The sequence below is a fragment of the Halosimplex salinum genome (assembly GCF_003730195.1).
Classification (GTDB): domain Archaea; phylum Halobacteriota; class Halobacteria; order Halobacteriales; family Haloarculaceae; genus Halosimplex; species Halosimplex salinum.
Genome location: NZ_QWGG01000014.1, coordinates 1 through 14,442, shown reverse-complemented (window position 1 = coordinate 14,442; position 14,442 = coordinate 1). Strand labels below are relative to the sequence as shown.

General features: G+C 55.5%; 15 protein-coding genes. 5 read left to right on the top strand and 10 right to left on the bottom strand.

What is annotated here, in order from left to right:
* Positions 1–24 precede the first annotated feature (24 nt).
* From D1409_RS25780 to D1409_RS22555, 3 genes are all read right to left on the bottom strand, one after another.
* Positions 25–237 carry a KTSC domain-containing protein gene (locus D1409_RS25780; RefSeq protein ID WP_123539226.1) on the bottom strand — a complete coding sequence of 71 codons (213 nt, stop codon included), beginning with the start codon at positions 235–237 and terminating at the stop codon, positions 25–27.
* Complete coding sequence (locus D1409_RS22560; protein WP_164471858.1) at positions 234–1,856, bottom strand: HesA/MoeB/ThiF family protein; 1,623 nt, start codon at positions 1,854–1,856, stop codon at positions 234–236. The genes D1409_RS25780 and D1409_RS22560 overlap by 4 nt, the downstream gene beginning before the upstream one ends.
* Before the next feature lie 214 nt (positions 1,857–2,070).
* The gene (locus D1409_RS22555; protein ID WP_164471857.1) at positions 2,071–3,057 is read right to left on the bottom strand and encodes an E2/UBC family protein; all 987 of its coding nucleotides are present in this window, start codon (positions 3,055–3,057) and stop codon (positions 2,071–2,073) included.
* Positions 3,058–3,175: 118 nt separating this feature from the next.
* Between D1409_RS22555 and D1409_RS24950 the strand changes: the two genes are divergently transcribed.
* A complete protein-coding gene (locus D1409_RS24950; RefSeq protein ID WP_164471856.1) occupies positions 3,176–3,943 on the top strand; it encodes an HFX_2341 family transcriptional regulator domain-containing protein in 768 nt (255 codons plus the stop codon).
* 9 nt (positions 3,944–3,952) lie between these two features.
* On the opposite strand, the gene D1409_RS22550 is transcribed toward D1409_RS24950, so the two are convergent.
* Positions 3,953–5,188 (bottom strand): phage integrase SAM-like domain-containing protein, encoded by a 1,236-nt coding sequence (locus D1409_RS22550; protein ID WP_123539223.1) that lies wholly within the window; start codon positions 5,186–5,188, stop codon positions 3,953–3,955.
* A gap of 350 nt (positions 5,189–5,538) precedes the next feature.
* On the opposite strand from D1409_RS22550, the gene D1409_RS22545 reads away from it, so the two are divergent.
* Positions 5,539–6,582: a hypothetical protein gene (locus D1409_RS22545; RefSeq protein ID WP_123539222.1), complete on the top strand. Its 1,044-nt coding sequence runs from the start codon at positions 5,539–5,541 to the stop codon at positions 6,580–6,582.
* A gap of 73 nt (positions 6,583–6,655) precedes the next feature.
* On the opposite strand, the gene D1409_RS22540 is transcribed toward D1409_RS22545, so the two are convergent.
* Together D1409_RS22540 and D1409_RS22535 are read right to left on the bottom strand one after the other, a co-directional pair.
* Complete coding sequence (locus D1409_RS22540) at positions 6,656–7,063, bottom strand: hypothetical protein (RefSeq protein ID WP_123539221.1); 408 nt, start codon at positions 7,061–7,063, stop codon at positions 6,656–6,658.
* The gene (locus tag D1409_RS22535) at positions 7,060–7,878 is read right to left on the bottom strand and encodes a ParA family protein (RefSeq protein WP_123539220.1); all 819 of its coding nucleotides are present in this window, start codon (positions 7,876–7,878) and stop codon (positions 7,060–7,062) included. The genes D1409_RS22540 and D1409_RS22535 overlap by 4 nt, the downstream gene beginning before the upstream one ends.
* A 422-nt stretch (positions 7,879–8,300) precedes the next feature.
* On the opposite strand from D1409_RS22535, the gene D1409_RS22530 reads away from it, so the two are divergent.
* Positions 8,301–8,975 carry a helix-turn-helix domain-containing protein gene (locus D1409_RS22530; RefSeq protein ID WP_123539219.1) on the top strand — a complete coding sequence of 225 codons (675 nt, stop codon included), beginning with the start codon at positions 8,301–8,303 and terminating at the stop codon, positions 8,973–8,975.
* The gene (locus tag D1409_RS22525; RefSeq protein ID WP_123539218.1) at positions 8,972–9,667 is read left to right on the top strand and encodes a hypothetical protein; all 696 of its coding nucleotides are present in this window, start codon (positions 8,972–8,974) and stop codon (positions 9,665–9,667) included. Before D1409_RS22530 ends, D1409_RS22525 begins: the two co-directional genes overlap by 4 nt.
* Positions 9,668–9,751: 84 nt before the next feature.
* Here the strand turns inward: D1409_RS22525 and D1409_RS22520 are convergent, their stop codons facing one another.
* The 3 genes from D1409_RS22520 to D1409_RS22510 form a co-directional block, all read right to left on the bottom strand.
* On the bottom strand, positions 9,752–10,024 hold the full coding sequence (locus D1409_RS22520) for a hypothetical protein (protein WP_123539300.1): 273 nt from the start codon (positions 10,022–10,024) through the stop codon (positions 9,752–9,754).
* A 157-nt stretch (positions 10,025–10,181) separates the two neighbouring features.
* Positions 10,182–10,616, bottom strand: coding sequence for a TRAM domain-containing protein (locus tag D1409_RS22515; protein ID WP_123539217.1), 435 nt, complete (start codon positions 10,614–10,616; stop codon positions 10,182–10,184).
* Between the two features lie 57 nt (positions 10,617–10,673).
* A complete protein-coding gene (locus D1409_RS22510) occupies positions 10,674–11,240 on the bottom strand; it encodes a hypothetical protein (RefSeq protein WP_235853691.1) in 567 nt (188 codons plus the stop codon).
* 126 nt (positions 11,241–11,366) lie between these two features.
* On the opposite strand from D1409_RS22510, the gene D1409_RS22505 reads away from it, so the two are divergent.
* Positions 11,367–12,044, top strand: coding sequence for a site-specific integrase (locus D1409_RS22505; RefSeq protein ID WP_321170479.1), 678 nt, complete (start codon positions 11,367–11,369; stop codon positions 12,042–12,044).
* A 49-nt stretch (positions 12,045–12,093) separates the two neighbouring features.
* Here the strand turns inward: D1409_RS22505 and D1409_RS22500 are convergent.
* A partial coding sequence (locus tag D1409_RS22500) for an Eco57I restriction-modification methylase domain-containing protein (protein WP_394339049.1) occupies positions 12,094–14,442 on the bottom strand: 2,349 nt, incomplete at its 5' end.

Genomic DNA, 14,442 nt, shown 5'->3' with positions numbered 1-14,442 from the left:
AAAGCTCGATTGAGACTCAGCCCACTACCGAATCCGAGAATATCGATAGCTGTCTTTGATTTGGCGATGATGATACTTTCCGTGAGAGGATGCCGCCATCAGTCCTTGATAGATTCTCTTAGGGACGTTGTAGTACTGATAGACTCGGCCACCGTGGAATTCGATCTCGAGGGTGTTCGAACTCTGATCGTAGCCGACACTTTTCAGGTTACTCGACGAAACGGGTGTTCGGTTCATAGCTGTGGGATATAGCGGGCTACCGTACTCTTGATACGAGCGAGTAGGCTATGCTCTTTGGACGGTTCATCACCTTCAGGTTCAGCCTTGTCCTCGGCTGGCTCTTTCTCGACGACAGAATCGAGATCCAGTTCTGCGACACTCCCCGTCTCGACAGTCGACGGCGTTGTCCGATAGAGTCCTGTCTTCGCTATTGGAACGCCACGATCGCCGGCAGCTGTGAACGCCCCATTACAGAACTGGCAGTCGGGAGTAGCCTCTGCGTCGCTCACAAGGCGGTCAGACGTTGCGCTGTACGTGCCGGTTCGGAATCCGTGCCGGTCGGCGAGGAGTCCCGTGAGGAACCGGTGCAGCGCGAACGTCAACCGTTGTACCGGTTCCTGATTGATTGTGATAACCGACGGTTGCTCTCCGGCAACGAGTTCAAGCCCGTACTCGAGATTGTCTTCGTCTTCGCCTTCGGCATCAATTCGATCTTCGTTGATCGCATCCAAGCAGTCCAGACACGCCCGGTTCGCGCCGGACACCTGGAAGCTGGTCGCGATGCTTCGGAGTCCAGCGTCGTCGTCAACATCGATATCCGTGCCAGCGTTGAACAGGGGCCGAAGATACTGCTGGGCGGCCTCCGACACGAATCGACGTGACGTGGCGGTATCGGTGCCAGTAACAATCACGTCCGCAGCAACGACCTGCTCCAGCGCTTTCGGAGCCTGTACTTCCTCGTGGATGCCATGATAGTAGATCGACGGATCAATATCGGAGACAACGCGGCCCAGGACCTCCGCCTTGGGCGTTCCACATCCGTCGATGGCCTCGGCCCACGCAGCTGGGACGACACCATCCTCGTCGGGCGTCCGCTCGGGATCACCAGCATCGGCTGGTCGCGCACCGACGATTCGCGAGCGGTTGGATTCCTCCACGACGTCGGGATCGACGACCGTGATCGCGCCAACCCCGAGGTGAGCGAGCGTCTGGACGATCGGGGCACCGAGTCCACCAGCACCGACTACGGCGACGTGAGCGTCCCGTAGCCGAGTGTTACCGCCGGCTCCGTGGAGCAACGCCTGCCGGTCGCGCATCTCGTCGCCGTCGTTTGAAACCGGAGGGAGTCGTGAATCCGTCGTCCGAATCCGCTCTAGTTCACGGTCGTGAATGACAACGAGTTCATCAATCGGCGACGCGGCGGCCGTGATCGGCTCATGCCTGATCGTTGGGACGTCCGAGAGCCACGCCCGGCCGGTCAGACCCCCTTGACCAAAGATGAGGCTTCCATGCGGACCAGCAGTTCGACCGGTCAGCGACGCCATATGGGCCGGCTCGTTCTCGTCATCGGTGCCCGAGTAGCACGGCTGGCTCGAACGGGGATGGCTATGGCACATCAGAAGCGCCATGTCGTCGAGATATCGATGGTCCGTCTCGCTCGTCCGCATCATCGACCGGATCGTCGTGTGATCGAATCGGACGATTCCGGTCGACTGATCGAGATATTCCTCCCGATCCAGCAGGTGAACCTCACGAATGAGATACTCGAAGACCCGCTGCCCACGATGAGTGTACTCCTGTGTACCGGCAACGAGATAGGCGGCATGCTCTTTCGGACACTTCTGCTCCGGACGCACGAGATGCTCGCGTAGCCGCTGGTAGTCGGAGCCTCGGATCCGAACCCGTATCCGGTCAGCGACCGGCCACTCGTGATCAGGGTCTTCTAGCACGGAGCGAAGCCAGTGAGATACCCGCGGCTTGCTCCCCGTCGCTCGCTCTCGGCTGCCGTCAATCTCATGTCCCTGCATAGATGTGGTGTGGGAGGGTTGATCGCCAGCGGGAGGGCTCGCGTCAGTCACCCTGTCGGAGTCGTCCGTTCGCGACGGTCTCCAGATACCACTCGAGATCGGTCTCGTAGGGTTCCCACTCGATGCCGTCCAGTTTGTTGATGTGCCAGGAAAGAGCCAACCAGCCCCGGACTTGGTCGTCGCGAGATTTCCGAAGCTCGCCGCCTCCTTCAAGCCGGAGATCCTCGTCGACGTAGACCCAGTCCGGAGCCTTCTGGGGGTAGTTCTCATGGACGCGGATCATCACGTCCGTCGTGTCCGCATTGTAGGCATCCGACGGGATCTGGTAGTCCCGAACGATGACGTGGACGAACTGCGCCTCGGCCTCGGTATCGACATCGACCTCGCGGTTTTCTCGAAGGGCGTCGATGTCCGCTGCGAGCACGTCGTCGAGCTGAGTGCTCCCGTAGGCAGTGTCAACGGGGATTGCGTCGAAGACGTTCTCTTCGGCGAGGTTGATTTCGCTGTCTTTGGGGACTCGCTCGTCCTCGTCGGGCGGGTAGAGGACGTACTGGTTAGGATCGTACTCGAACGTGCGCAGCAGTTCGATCGGCTCGATGTACTGCTGGTCGAGTACTTTCGTTTCCCCACTGACGGTCACCTCGTAGCCGTCAGTCTCCTCGTCGTCCTCATCAGCATCACCTTCATCAACATCTTCGAGCGCCTCATCAAGGCCGTCCTCGACCTCTTCGATGGCCTCTTCGAGTGCTTCGAGTTCCTCAGCGTAGCTAACATCGAACCCAGCCGCGTCCTGGAGGGTGTCGATGTCGTCTTGTGCTGACTGAATGTAGTCGGCCGCCCGATGGAGCGCGTCGTAGCGGGATTGATCCTCGTCGGTATCTTGAGCCTCGTCGATGGCGTCCTCTGCGGCTTCGAGTGCGGCACGGAGGTCGTCGGCCCTCTCTTCGTCGAGAGACTCGAGCTGTTCGCTCAGTCCTCGGTAGCGGTCTTGGGCATGCTGGGTTGCTTCCTCAAGATCAGTTGGTTGCATGCACATTCGCCTAACAGCGTCATTCCCTTAAGCACCACGCGGTCTCTAACATCAGCGGCAGCATTAAGCGCACAATCCGCACCAAACGCATAAACCACAGAATCCCCAACAACGAGACATGCGCCCCAGTGAACGAGTCCATATCGCGCCGCTCGGGTTCGAGCGCGATCGTGTCGTCGAAGCCGCGGAGCAATTGAAAGCTGATCGATTAATCTTACTGGAATGGGGTGAGGGGGAACGGCCGCCATTTATCGAGGAGCTGTATGAGGATATCGAGGCAGCTGGGATTGACCGAGAGATCCGATCCTGCAACATTTTCGATCTGTATGAGGTTGTCCGGGTGACGGCACGAGAAATCCAACAGCACGCAGATGATGACGTGTTCGTGAACATTGCAACCGGGAGTAAAATATCCGCAATCGGCGGGATGATCGCGTGTATGGTAACCGACGCGGTGCCGTATTACGTCGAGCCAGAACGGTATGGTGAAAAAGATGCTCAACGGGTCAAACCGGTTTCACACGGAGTGAAGAACATCAAGGAACTACCGGCGTACCCAATAGATGCCCCCGAGACACAGCTCATCTACGTGATGGAGTACATTTACCGAAATGGTCCGGTCACGAAGAAGGAGCTAATCGAATTCGGCCAAGGGAATGGTAAATCAATTCAAGCAGAAACTCCACCGGAGGGATTGCCCTTCATCACTGACCATGAGGCTGATTCGGACCGAGCCCGCTACCGACTACTCGAAACGCACGTACTAGAACCACTGACCGAGAAAGGGTTCATACAAACCAAAGAGGTTGGACGAAGGACCGACGTAGATCTGACCGAGGAAGGGGAAAATACACTTTCTGCGTTCAGACACCTCATTGAAACGTGACCGATTCGCTTAGCCGTCTACTGAATCGACATCTTCGAGAGCTTCTGTAGCGACATCACCCAACTCGCCAGCTTCGATATGCGAATATCGTTCTCGTACCATCTCCTCTGAATTATCGAGATACCGGGCCGCCACCGTGTACCCAAACGCGCGGACAAGCACCTCGCCCATTCCACGTCGACCACCGTGTGGAGCAAGATAATCGTGTTTCGGATGGTCGATATCGATCTCTGCGGTCTCCGAGAGCCGTTGAAGAATCGACCGTGCGCCGTCCGTCGTGATCGACGGCGGCCGAATGTCCTCATCGAGCGCCAGGAGCAGGTCGCGAGCGTACTCCGCACGGCGTTCAGCGATTGCTTCTGGGCGTTCCCCTCGTTCGGCTAGGTCTTCCTGGACGAACTCTGCGAGCGTCCGTTGGTCGAATGTCGAAAACACGGGCCAGCGCTCCGTCGGCGGGTCCATCAGCTGGCGATAACTCCGTAGCGGCGAGATCACCGGGTCGGGGAGACTGGCGGCGTCCCACTGCTGTTTCTTCCGGTAGACGTCCATACTCCCGTCATCGAAGGAGAGGTCCTCCCAGCGGACGCCACGCCGACGCGGATCGTTCGGGTCCCGGAGAAGTTCCCCAACGCGGACAGCTGTGTACGCGAGGACGAACACCAGAGCCCGGTCACGAGCCGCCTTCAGCGCCGCGTAGCGCGCTCGCTGCTTATCGAGAGGGTCAGTATCCTCAGGGAGTGTCGTGTACGCCTCGACGGCATCGCGGGCCCGTTCGTCGACATGCCGGGTGAGGGCGTGACGCTGCTCGGACGTCCAGGCCTGCTGGTCACCGGGCTTGCGGCCATCGTCCTCCGGCAGCGGCGCCATCGCACTCGCCCGCTGCGCGTAATGGGCTTCGAGATATCCCTCGTTGACACACCACCCGCACCACGCAGAGATATAGCGGTAATAGGTTTGTACGGTGTTCTGCTTGAGTCCCCGATCTCCACTGAGATGCCGGGCGTACTCCCGGAACACGCGTTCGTCGAGATCGTCGAAGGTCGGCTCCCGGTCGACGTCGTCGGGGACGATCCCGGTCCAGTCGTCGTCGCCGCGGTCGCCGGCGGCCCACTCGGCGAACCGCTCGAGTTCGCGGGCTGCGTTGCGTCGATAGTTCCCGCCGTCACCGCCGCGGCCTTTCCCCTTGTCCTGGAGGTAGCGCTCGAAGCGGTCGTCGAGCGGCGTCGAAAGTGCTCGATCAGGCATCCACCGGCCCTCCACCGTCCTGCAGGCCCGGTCTCGGTGCCTCTACCCCGGGGGAAGCGCCGTCGTGAGGCGGTTGCAGCATTCGTGCTTCACCGACGGCGGCGGGGTACTTCAAAGTGGTCGTGATTACCAGTGTAATCATAACCAGGCACAGAATTATGCGTATTGGCGGGATATGGGGAGTAGAGCCCTCTACAACCAGATATTGGCGTTTATAGAACTCTATATATCGTATATCGCTATATCCAATTCGGTCCCTGACCCAATAGAGATCTGAGAACTTTGCCGGCTTAGATTATTTTGGAATTCTGAACAGAATTTCTATAGAGATTGAATGGATACGACAGGCTATGAGCTATGAAGAGATGGAGGAGATAACTCGTGATGAACTCCTGGCAGCCTCCGAGCAGCTGGAAAGGATGTCACTGACGCAATTTGAGGAACTGTTCTCCCCTTTCTTCGAGAAGGAGAATTACAATTCAGACGCGGACGCTTTCGAAATAGCACTTGGACTCGATCGTGATTACGGAATTGAGGCGGTTCGATATACCCACCTGCGGGCGTACGATAATAATCGAAATCCGATCCAAGACGGTCACAAAGGAGAGTTCGAGATTGAGAGAGTATCAACAGGTTCGTGGGATTTGCGGGATGTCGATGACCCATCTCAATCGCTCGGGATGAACATGTTGAACCTTGTCCACCCAGTGAGGGAACCTCTGGCTTCTGAACGGCTGATGCAGGGCATATATGAGGCTCTTCTGACCCTAATGACCAGTTCGTCGCCTTCCACCTACTTCATCAATCCTACGTTAGACGTAGAGCTGTATCAGCACGAAGACCAAGATATCGATGTAACCGAGGTGCATGGAGATCCGTGGAAAGTTCCGGATCTCGAGCCTGATGAGGACAAGCAAATTCAGCGGATGGTTGAAGGAGATTTGGTCGACGTAATTGGTGAGATCAATGCCGCCAATCCAATGAGTGGACTAACGTGCTCGCATTTCTTCGACGAGTGTGAACACGTTGGGGAGCTTCCTGAAGGAAGTACGCACCCGGAGGAAAGAGAGCTTATAGAAAAGCGGCAGCGTCAACATCGCCTCGACCCAGGCACTGCTGTTCGGGCTGTAGCTGTGGTGACTCGAAATCAGTACAAAGGTGAACAGGAGGAGTGGGAATTTGAGGATCTTTGGTATGAAGATTGTGGGCCATCCATTGAGGAGTTCGAGTCCGAGTACGCTTCCCGGAAGAGCATTGGAAAGGATGAGGTACTTATTGATGGACGAATCGAACTAGGTGATCTCCAAGATACAGAATTTGGCGAGTATCACGAGATGCACGTCACGGATATCGATATCCTTGCACGAAAGGGGGAATACGCTAACGAAGAGTAGTCAAGTGACTCCAGTCCTAACGTGCCGACTATTTGAATGGCGTCAACGAATTCTGAATTCCATTCGCCGGAAGCTATTCATGCCCAAGATTTGAGAGACGCGCCTGGATTTCCTCGGCATCCGCCTCAGAGAGCGCCTCAATACCGAACTGGACGAGTAGCGGGTAGAAGTGGCGGTTCTTCTTGAACTCGTCCTGGCCCGCCTTGCGGAGCTTCAGCTGGGACTCGAGGTAGGTATCCTCCATCTCGTCAAGGACATCGTCGGGAATGTAGATCGTCCGCCCGTTCCATTCGTCCTTGATGTTTGTCTTCGTTTTGCTCGTTTCGTTCGTTTTACTCGTTGAAGTCGATTCGGTCGTTTCGGTCGATGAACTGGTTTCCACCGTTTCACTCACCTCACTCGTTTCACCGGAATCGACCTCATCGTCCTCCTCTTCGTAATTGCCCTCGATGCCGGAAGCATCGCCCCAGCCGTCGCTCATGCTTTCACCTCCTCATGTGCGGTCTTCTCGAACGTCTCGTCGAACAGGTCGGCGATCTCGTTGAACAAGTCGCGTGCATCCTCGACGCGCTGGTTCTCCTTGCCGAAGCCGAAGACGGACACCCCCTCGCCGATCGACTGGGAGAGGTCAGTCCGCTTCGGGATCTCGAACACTGGGAGAGAGTACGCCGACTTGATCTCCTCGATAGTGTCGCGATGCTCGGCGTTCTGCTCGACACGGTTACAGACAATCGCAACCCGATTGATGTCTCCGTACGCCTGTTCGAGGGAGCTCAGCTGCTTTGCGAAAATTTGGAGGCTGTTGGCGTTGAGCTTCTCGGGAATGACAGGGATGACGACGTTGCCGGTCGCGACGAGAGCGTTGTCGGTGAGGACGTTCAGGGATGGTGGCGTGTCGACGATTATGTAGTCGTAGTCCTTCTCGAGTTCGTCGAGAGTCATCTCCAACCGCTCGCGACTCTTCGGTGCCTCAAGCAGCGTCTGGATGTTCTTGTTGTTCGCGAGCTTCTCGCTCGCGGGGAGGATGTCAAATTCCTCGTGCTCGACGATAATGTCGTTCACCGACTCCATCTGATCGAAGTCCAGGACGTCGAACAGCGTTGTACGGTCGGTATCGTAGTACAGATCGTTGTAGCCAAGCGAGCAGGTGAGCCCCCCGTGGTAGTCGATATCGACCAGGAGGACGTCGTGGTCTCGGGCAGCGAGTGCGCCGCCAGTATGAATGACGTCGGTTGTCTTCCCCGCGCCTCCCTTCTGATTCGCCACGGTGATTCGTGCGGTGTTGGTGTCGGTCATTTCTTTCGTTTGCCTCGTTGTGTTCGTTCCGTTCGTTTTGGTCGTTCTGTTCGTTTGGTTCGGTGAGGGTGTTTCACTCGGTGAGAGGAATACTACGATGTTAAAACCAATTGTTCGTTTCGCTCGTTGAGGCAAACACTATCGTTGCCATCAATGCATTCGTTCTATTCGTTACGTTCGTTTCACTCGTTCTGTTCATCGAGTAGAAGCCGGCCAGCTCATCCTCAACCAGTTCGTTCCTCAGAATGCGTTCAATCCATTCATTTTTCTCGTTCTGTTCGTTTTGCTCGTTGAATTCGTTATATTCGTTCCGCGTGTTTTCAGCGGGGATCTGGACTACCTTCGAAACAAGTGGGGAGATCGTGCTTTACGGCCAGTCGAGTAAGACTTTTAACTGTTACCGGATTATTGGTAACCACCAGATGTATGAGGTGCTCGACGACACGGCGGCACAGACTATCCTCGGCATCGAGAGTGGTGACTCCATCCGCCGTGTCGCCCAACACCTCCACACGCCCTACGAGACAGTGAGACAGGCCGTCAATCGGCTGGAAGACGCAGGCTACGTTTCCTATGACGACGGCCTCACTGTAGTCGACGAGCGCGTGCGAGACGCAGCGCTCGAGCTCGTCGCTGCCAGCGCCGGCGTCAGTCCACCCTCCATCGAGGAGGCCTACGTCATCCCACAGTTCGGTGACTGGCCGTTCGCGTTTACGCGGATCGACGCCGTCTACGTGTGGACCCAGGGCGGCTACCAAGTTGGTCGCGAGCCCGACGACTATCCGCTGTTCCTTGCTGTTCGTGAGCAGGACGTCGACGCCTGGGAGGCGTTTTTCGAGTGGTTCGACCTCCCCACTGCATTCGAGCGACAGCCCGGCGACGAGTTGGATGGGACTCTCCAGATCGTCCTCGAGCCACGCGCGTCACTCGATATCGAGCACGTTGAAGGCTACCCGGTGGTCCCGAGAGCAGAGACAATCGAGTATATGCGCGAGAACTACGCCCAGTTCCAGTCGGCGCTGGCGATGCTCGACCGGATGTACGACGACCTCGACCTCGGCGTCACGTATCGAGAGACCGAACAGGCGCAGCCATGAGCTTCAACAACCGAAGTGACGCGCTCATTGAACTGCTCGAGGAGCTCACCCAAGAGGGCCACGAGTACGTTCTTGTCGGCGGGTACGCTGTCTCAGCGTTCAATGCTCGCTTCTCCACGGACCTCGATATCGTCGTCGCGCCAGACTCCAAGGCTGACTTCATCGAGTTCCTCGAACGTCGGGACTTCGAGGAAACGGACAGCCACGCCAAGAAATGGTTCTACGACACCGAAGTAATCGAGTACGAGAAGCGGCTCACGCCGCAACAGCCGATCGGCTTCGACCTCCTAGTGAACGGACTCGGGTGTCGCCAGACGGAGGCACAGTGGTCGTTCGACTACCTGTACGACCACAGCCACCAACAGGAGGTGAGCGGAGGTACAGTGACGACCACAGCCAGAGTCATCGATGGAGCCGTCCTCGTCGCGGCAAAGCTCCATAGCGGCCGTGAAACAGACCTCCGGGACGTCCTGGCAGTAGCAGAAGAAATCGATCTCGACGCTGTTACGCCTCACCTTCGGCGAGGGGACGACGATGCGCTACGGGAGCAGCTTGAGCGTGGACTGGAGATCATAGAGAGCGATGAACTCAAGCACGGGTATCGGAGTGACTTCGGGGCCTCAGCAGTCTCAGAAGAAACGGTCACCGCTCTCCAAGAGTATCTGTCTGCACAGATTAACCACCTGAGCTGAAGCGGTCGGGACCCCCTTGATCGGAAGTGAAGATAGGGTCCTTCAGCGGTGTTTACAGTCAGTCAAAAAATTGGAGGGGCGGTGTCAGTCGACCGTCGCTAACACACGGACATCCGTAGCTGAGTGTCGTTCCCGTTCAGTACGAGCACCATGCTCGCGGAGGAACTCATCAATACGGTCGGCAAGGGACTCCGCGTCCTCTCTATCAACGTGGGCGATCAGCGTCGGATGTTCCTCGTCGCTGTTCTCAATCACGAGCGAGACATCCTTGAATTCGTCCGGCTGTCTATACGCCTCAAACTCATCGGCGACCTGGTTGACCAGGTCGTCGAGTACCTCAATCGGTTCCTTTGTCATAGATTGTATTTCGGCTTTGGAAGGTTGTGCCATCGCGAGCGCGTGAAGAAAACGTGACGTGACTTTCAGAACCACCTCCATCAGACAAACGCGAACGGAGCCTTCTCACACCGATGGTTTACCGAGAAGAAGACCGATCCACAGAAGGGACAACAGGTTAGAGTGCTCGCGGATCGCTATCGACAATGCTCGCAAACGTGACGTTCTCCTGAACTTGTTCGATTTCGACTGTTGGCTCGTCGCCGGGCTGAGCGCCGGGAACGATCACGACGTACCCCCGTTCGACTTTCGCAATACCGTCTCCTTGATCACCGACGGTTTCGATTGTCACGTCGCGCACTTCTCCCTCATCAACAGGAGGACCAGATGAATCATGGCTCGTGCTCCCCTGAGAGGCGGGATGCCGTGGGGCCTGTGGAGATGTTGATTCAGCTTCGGAGGAGGAATCAAGGAGAGCGATGCGGTACGTTTCATCACCGGTCAGCGCCCCGTGCTTGATCTCACTCGGAGGAATCTCGATGACGAAAGTGCCATCCTCCTCCTTAATTTTCGCAGTGAAAAGCGAACACAGGGAGTCTGATATTTCTACCATAACTGGGTTTGATACTGGATACAATTAATCGGTCTCTTTGAGAAGGAGCGAACTGGATCAGCTGTCCTCAGCTGGTTCTTCCCAAGGAATGTCTCGCTTATGGACTACAGCGAGCTTCGAGTCGTCATCATCTTCTATTGCACTGAGACCACGCTGGACGAGAGTGTGAACCTGTCCAGCAGACTCCGGGAACGAAAATTGGTCATCCTCCGCGTCAGCACGGAGTTCCAGATAATGGAGGTACAACCTGAACCTCGTATCTGCTCCGATAGGCCACCAAATCGTCCCTATCTGCTCATCTACCTGATTGTCCCAATGCTCTATGAGTTCACGGATATCGTCGACGAGCTCCTCCCCAGAGGTGCGAAGGCGGAGGGAGTATTCCCGATCCCGCTCCATCTCTTCGATTATATCCTGAAGGAAAGGCTCAGCCTCCAGGGCGGTAGGTGAGGTCTGATCCGCTTCTAGAAGGTGTTCTAACGCCCGAATTTCTTCACGCCGAGCGGCTACAGCGTATGCGACATTGTACTTGTCCTCGGGGAAGATTTCGTGCTGACTCGGTTGCTGTGCCTGAGGGACAGTATCCCCAGTGGATGAGCTAAATAAGGTCTCAAAGAGTCCCATACGCTTCGTCCGGAGGGCACCCATAAGTACTTCCTGTCATATCAGACGGCAATTCTGCCCGGCTGTGAACCGATTCACCTTGCCACTCGAAGAAGAAGCGGATTATCTTTGTATCGACAGACAGCGATGGATATGGTAGCAACACGAGAGAGGGCCCTTAGCGAACGCGAGTTCGAACTACTGTTAGAAGGTGCTGGGCGAATAGATGATACACAACAGAGACTCGAAACACGAGCGGCCATTCTCCTTGGAGGCCGTCTTGGACTTAGACCAGGAGAAACAACGCACTTGTCGAAATCGTGGGTTGACCTAGAGCGGCAGATGATCCAGATTCCCACACAGGAAAACTGTACGAAGGGACGGGATGGTGGCATCTGTGGATACTGCCGGCAGGCGGTGAAACAACGGCTAGATCACAATCCCAATACGGATTTTCAGAGCTTTGCTGAGCGTTATTGGCTCCCGAAAACAGAAGCCGCATCTCGAACAGTTCCCTACCACTTTTCGTATCGGGTTCGAGTCGCGGTTGAATTGTTACTCGACGAACATAGTGGCTGGCCGTATTCGTTCTCGACCTTACAGCGACGTCTAGAAACGGCCCTGAAATTGTCCCCAGAATTGTCTAACGACGCAACCTCATTACATGGATTACGTGCCACAGCAGCGTCGTACCATGCAGGAAGAGGCTTGGATCTTCCCGCACTCCGAGCAATGTTCGGGTGGGAGGACATCACGACCGCACGTCAATATCTAAATGTCGATGGAGCTATGACCCGACGAGCGCTGGACAGTATTCATCAGTAAATCTGAACCCACTGATATTCAGGAACCAGGCGTAGCGCTATTTCAGTGATTACTCCATCGGGCCTACATCTCCAAGATAAGTGTATTTCTCAGCGACCTTCTCGAAGTACGCTTCCGTCATAATTCGAGGATTCGACACCCGATGGAAGTCATCAAGGACGAACTGCATTTCCTCCTCATCCAACCCATATGCGTGGAACACGGCCGCGTCGACTTCGGCTTGTAGTTCACGCCGGGCCTCCATATCCGTCGCCGGCTCAATCCCACCGAGTCGCTCACGCATCTCAGCAAACTCCTCACCGTAGCAATTGAGCTTCGCCGCTCGATCAGCGATGTAGTGGAACCAATCGTCGCCATCAGTGAGTCGGGGGACCTGTGACTCCTCAAACTTGTACTTCGAGGCGTGAGAATCAACCTTTGTCCGCATCAAGAAATCGAACGGAATACTATTGATCAGCCCAAGCGCGACGAAAAGCTCCTTATCAGTGAAAACACGGTCGTAAGCGCTGTGCATCGGGAATTCCGAAAGATCATCCTTGCTAGGGTTTGCCTCGAATGGTCGAACCGTGTACAGCGTATGGACGACGACTCCACCCGGTGGGATTACAGCCGCAATGAGCGTCCGTTCGTCGGTTGCACGAGCGACTTCACGGAGCACAAGCCGGTACTCAGAACTATGGAGACGGATGTCCTCCAAAGAAAGTTCGGGGCGGTCGAATTCCTCTGTTAGCAACCGATTGACGAACCGCTTCTGCGAACTTGCCGGGAGATGGCGGAACTCAGGGTCATCAGCGAACTTGTTGTAGATAGCCTTCTTCAGGCTGATCGCATCGTCCCGGGCACGGAAGTTCTTCTCTCGAACGCGACGCTTCGCGCTCAGCTCCTCGTTATCCTCATCGACACTCCACAAAGAGATGGGTTTGAGGTCGTCGACGTAGGTCGACTCATAACAGAATTGGTGAATATTCTTTCCCTGATAGACCGGATAATCCCCTTTGGATTCGTCTTCGATGAATCTATCCCGATCTCGTCCTCGATCCAGTTCCTTGTACAAGACCGTTCGCCAAGCACCTTCAATTTCAGTCGCCAATGGTGGTGTCTGGAGAATTTTATCCAGCACTGAGACCTCCTGCTGGTCCTCGATGTTGGGGAAAATTCGAGCTCCAGGAGAATACTCTTTGAGGATTCGCGCTGGAATTTCTAGAGCTACATCGTCAATTGACCGAAGAACATCAACGGAAGTCTGATGAAAGATTCCGTGGACAGTATCAGTGCTTCCCTCTGTTCGGAGCGTAACGATACCGAAGTTATACCTAGTGTCTATATCGGAGAAAATGCCGCGATTTTCAAATCCGATGATACTCTGAATCTCAGACTCTTCCAATGCATGTACTCGCAAATCCTTTCCAGCGGCGGCATTGAAGAACGGACCAGGAAGCAGCTGTGAAACATAACCACCGTCTCTGACGATATCATAGACTCGCTCAAAGAACAGTAGGGACAGGTCGTTCGTCCGTGCAACCTGTTGTCCTTCTACGCTTGGTGTCTGGTACTCGTATTCTCCACTCTGGTTGATATAGGTCGCTTGCCGTTCCTTGTCACGCTGGACCTTCTCCCATTCGGCAGCGATTTCAGGGTTCTCTAAGAGCTCCTCTACCTTCTTGTCCTTTTCACCTGGTGGGCGGCTACGAAACTCAGTATCGTACTTTGGGAAGAAGTCCGTCCGGTATGGCTTCAGCTCATCCCACGGTGGGTTCCCAATGATGACATCAAAGCCGCCTTCCCGATAGACTGTCGCGAACTCGAGCACCCAATGAAACGGTGAGAACTCCTCTAGTTCCTCAAGAGAAATATCCTCGTCGACAAGTTCGTTGAACTGATCGCGGATCTTCTCATTAAGCTCCTCGCTGTGGGTGTCGATTTTTCGTTCAGCCATTTTACGAGCATTCTGCGCTTCACGGGCAGAATCCGCAGCTCGATGGCGGTCCTGTTCCCGGATGACATCCTCATAGAGATCTTTGACTGCAGTTCCGACACCCCAATTCGAGAGTGACGCGTCGCCCGCATCTTCCCGTGCGACTTCTTGGAGCTCAGTGAACCCGATCAGCGAGTTACCCTGACGAATGTTAAAATCAATATTTGGGAGGGGTTCGACCTCGTTCGGTTCGTCCTCAATATCAGCGACCATCGACAGCCACAGGCGTAGTTTACAGATTTCGACTGCCCCGTCCTCGATATCGACTCCATAGAGATTGTGAAGGATGATAGAACGCTTTGCGAAAAGTGACACCCCTCCATGCCCCTCTTCTATTCTCTCCAATTCTTCACGGCTACGACTCTCCAACTCCCAGCCTTTCCCTTCAGCTTCGAGTCGCTGGAAATACTCAATGCATTGCAT

Excerpts from the sequence above, each read along its gene's own strand:
- D1409_RS25780 (WP_123539226.1), bottom strand. The coding sequence starts at position 237 with ATGAACCGAACACCCGTTTCGTCGAGTAACCTGAAAAGTGTCGGCTAC.
- D1409_RS22555 (WP_164471857.1), bottom strand. The coding sequence starts at position 3,057 with ATGCAACCAACTGATCTTGAGGAAGCAACCCAGCATGCCCAAGACCGC.
- D1409_RS24950 (WP_164471856.1), top strand. The coding sequence starts at position 3,176 with ATGCGCCCCAGTGAACGAGTCCATATCGCGCCGCTCGGGTTCGAGCGC.
- D1409_RS22550 (WP_123539223.1), bottom strand. The coding sequence starts at position 5,188 with ATGCCTGATCGAGCACTTTCGACGCCGCTCGACGACCGCTTCGAGCGC.
- D1409_RS22545 (WP_123539222.1), top strand. The coding sequence starts at position 5,539 with ATGAGCTATGAAGAGATGGAGGAGATAACTCGTGATGAACTCCTGGCA.
- D1409_RS22540 (WP_123539221.1), bottom strand. The coding sequence starts at position 7,063 with ATGAGCGACGGCTGGGGCGATGCTTCCGGCATCGAGGGCAATTACGAA.
- D1409_RS22535 (WP_123539220.1), bottom strand. The coding sequence starts at position 7,878 with ATGACCGACACCAACACCGCACGAATCACCGTGGCGAATCAGAAGGGA.
- D1409_RS22530 (WP_123539219.1), top strand. The coding sequence starts at position 8,301 with ATGTATGAGGTGCTCGACGACACGGCGGCACAGACTATCCTCGGCATC.
- D1409_RS22525 (WP_123539218.1), top strand. The coding sequence starts at position 8,972 with ATGAGCTTCAACAACCGAAGTGACGCGCTCATTGAACTGCTCGAGGAG.
- D1409_RS22520 (WP_123539300.1), bottom strand. The coding sequence starts at position 10,024 with ATGACAAAGGAACCGATTGAGGTACTCGACGACCTGGTCAACCAGGTC.
- D1409_RS22515 (WP_123539217.1), bottom strand. The coding sequence starts at position 10,616 with ATGGTAGAAATATCAGACTCCCTGTGTTCGCTTTTCACTGCGAAAATT.
- D1409_RS22510 (WP_235853691.1), bottom strand. The coding sequence starts at position 11,240 with ATGGGACTCTTTGAGACCTTATTTAGCTCATCCACTGGGGATACTGTC.
- D1409_RS22505 (WP_321170479.1), top strand. The coding sequence starts at position 11,367 with ATGGATATGGTAGCAACACGAGAGAGGGCCCTTAGCGAACGCGAGTTC.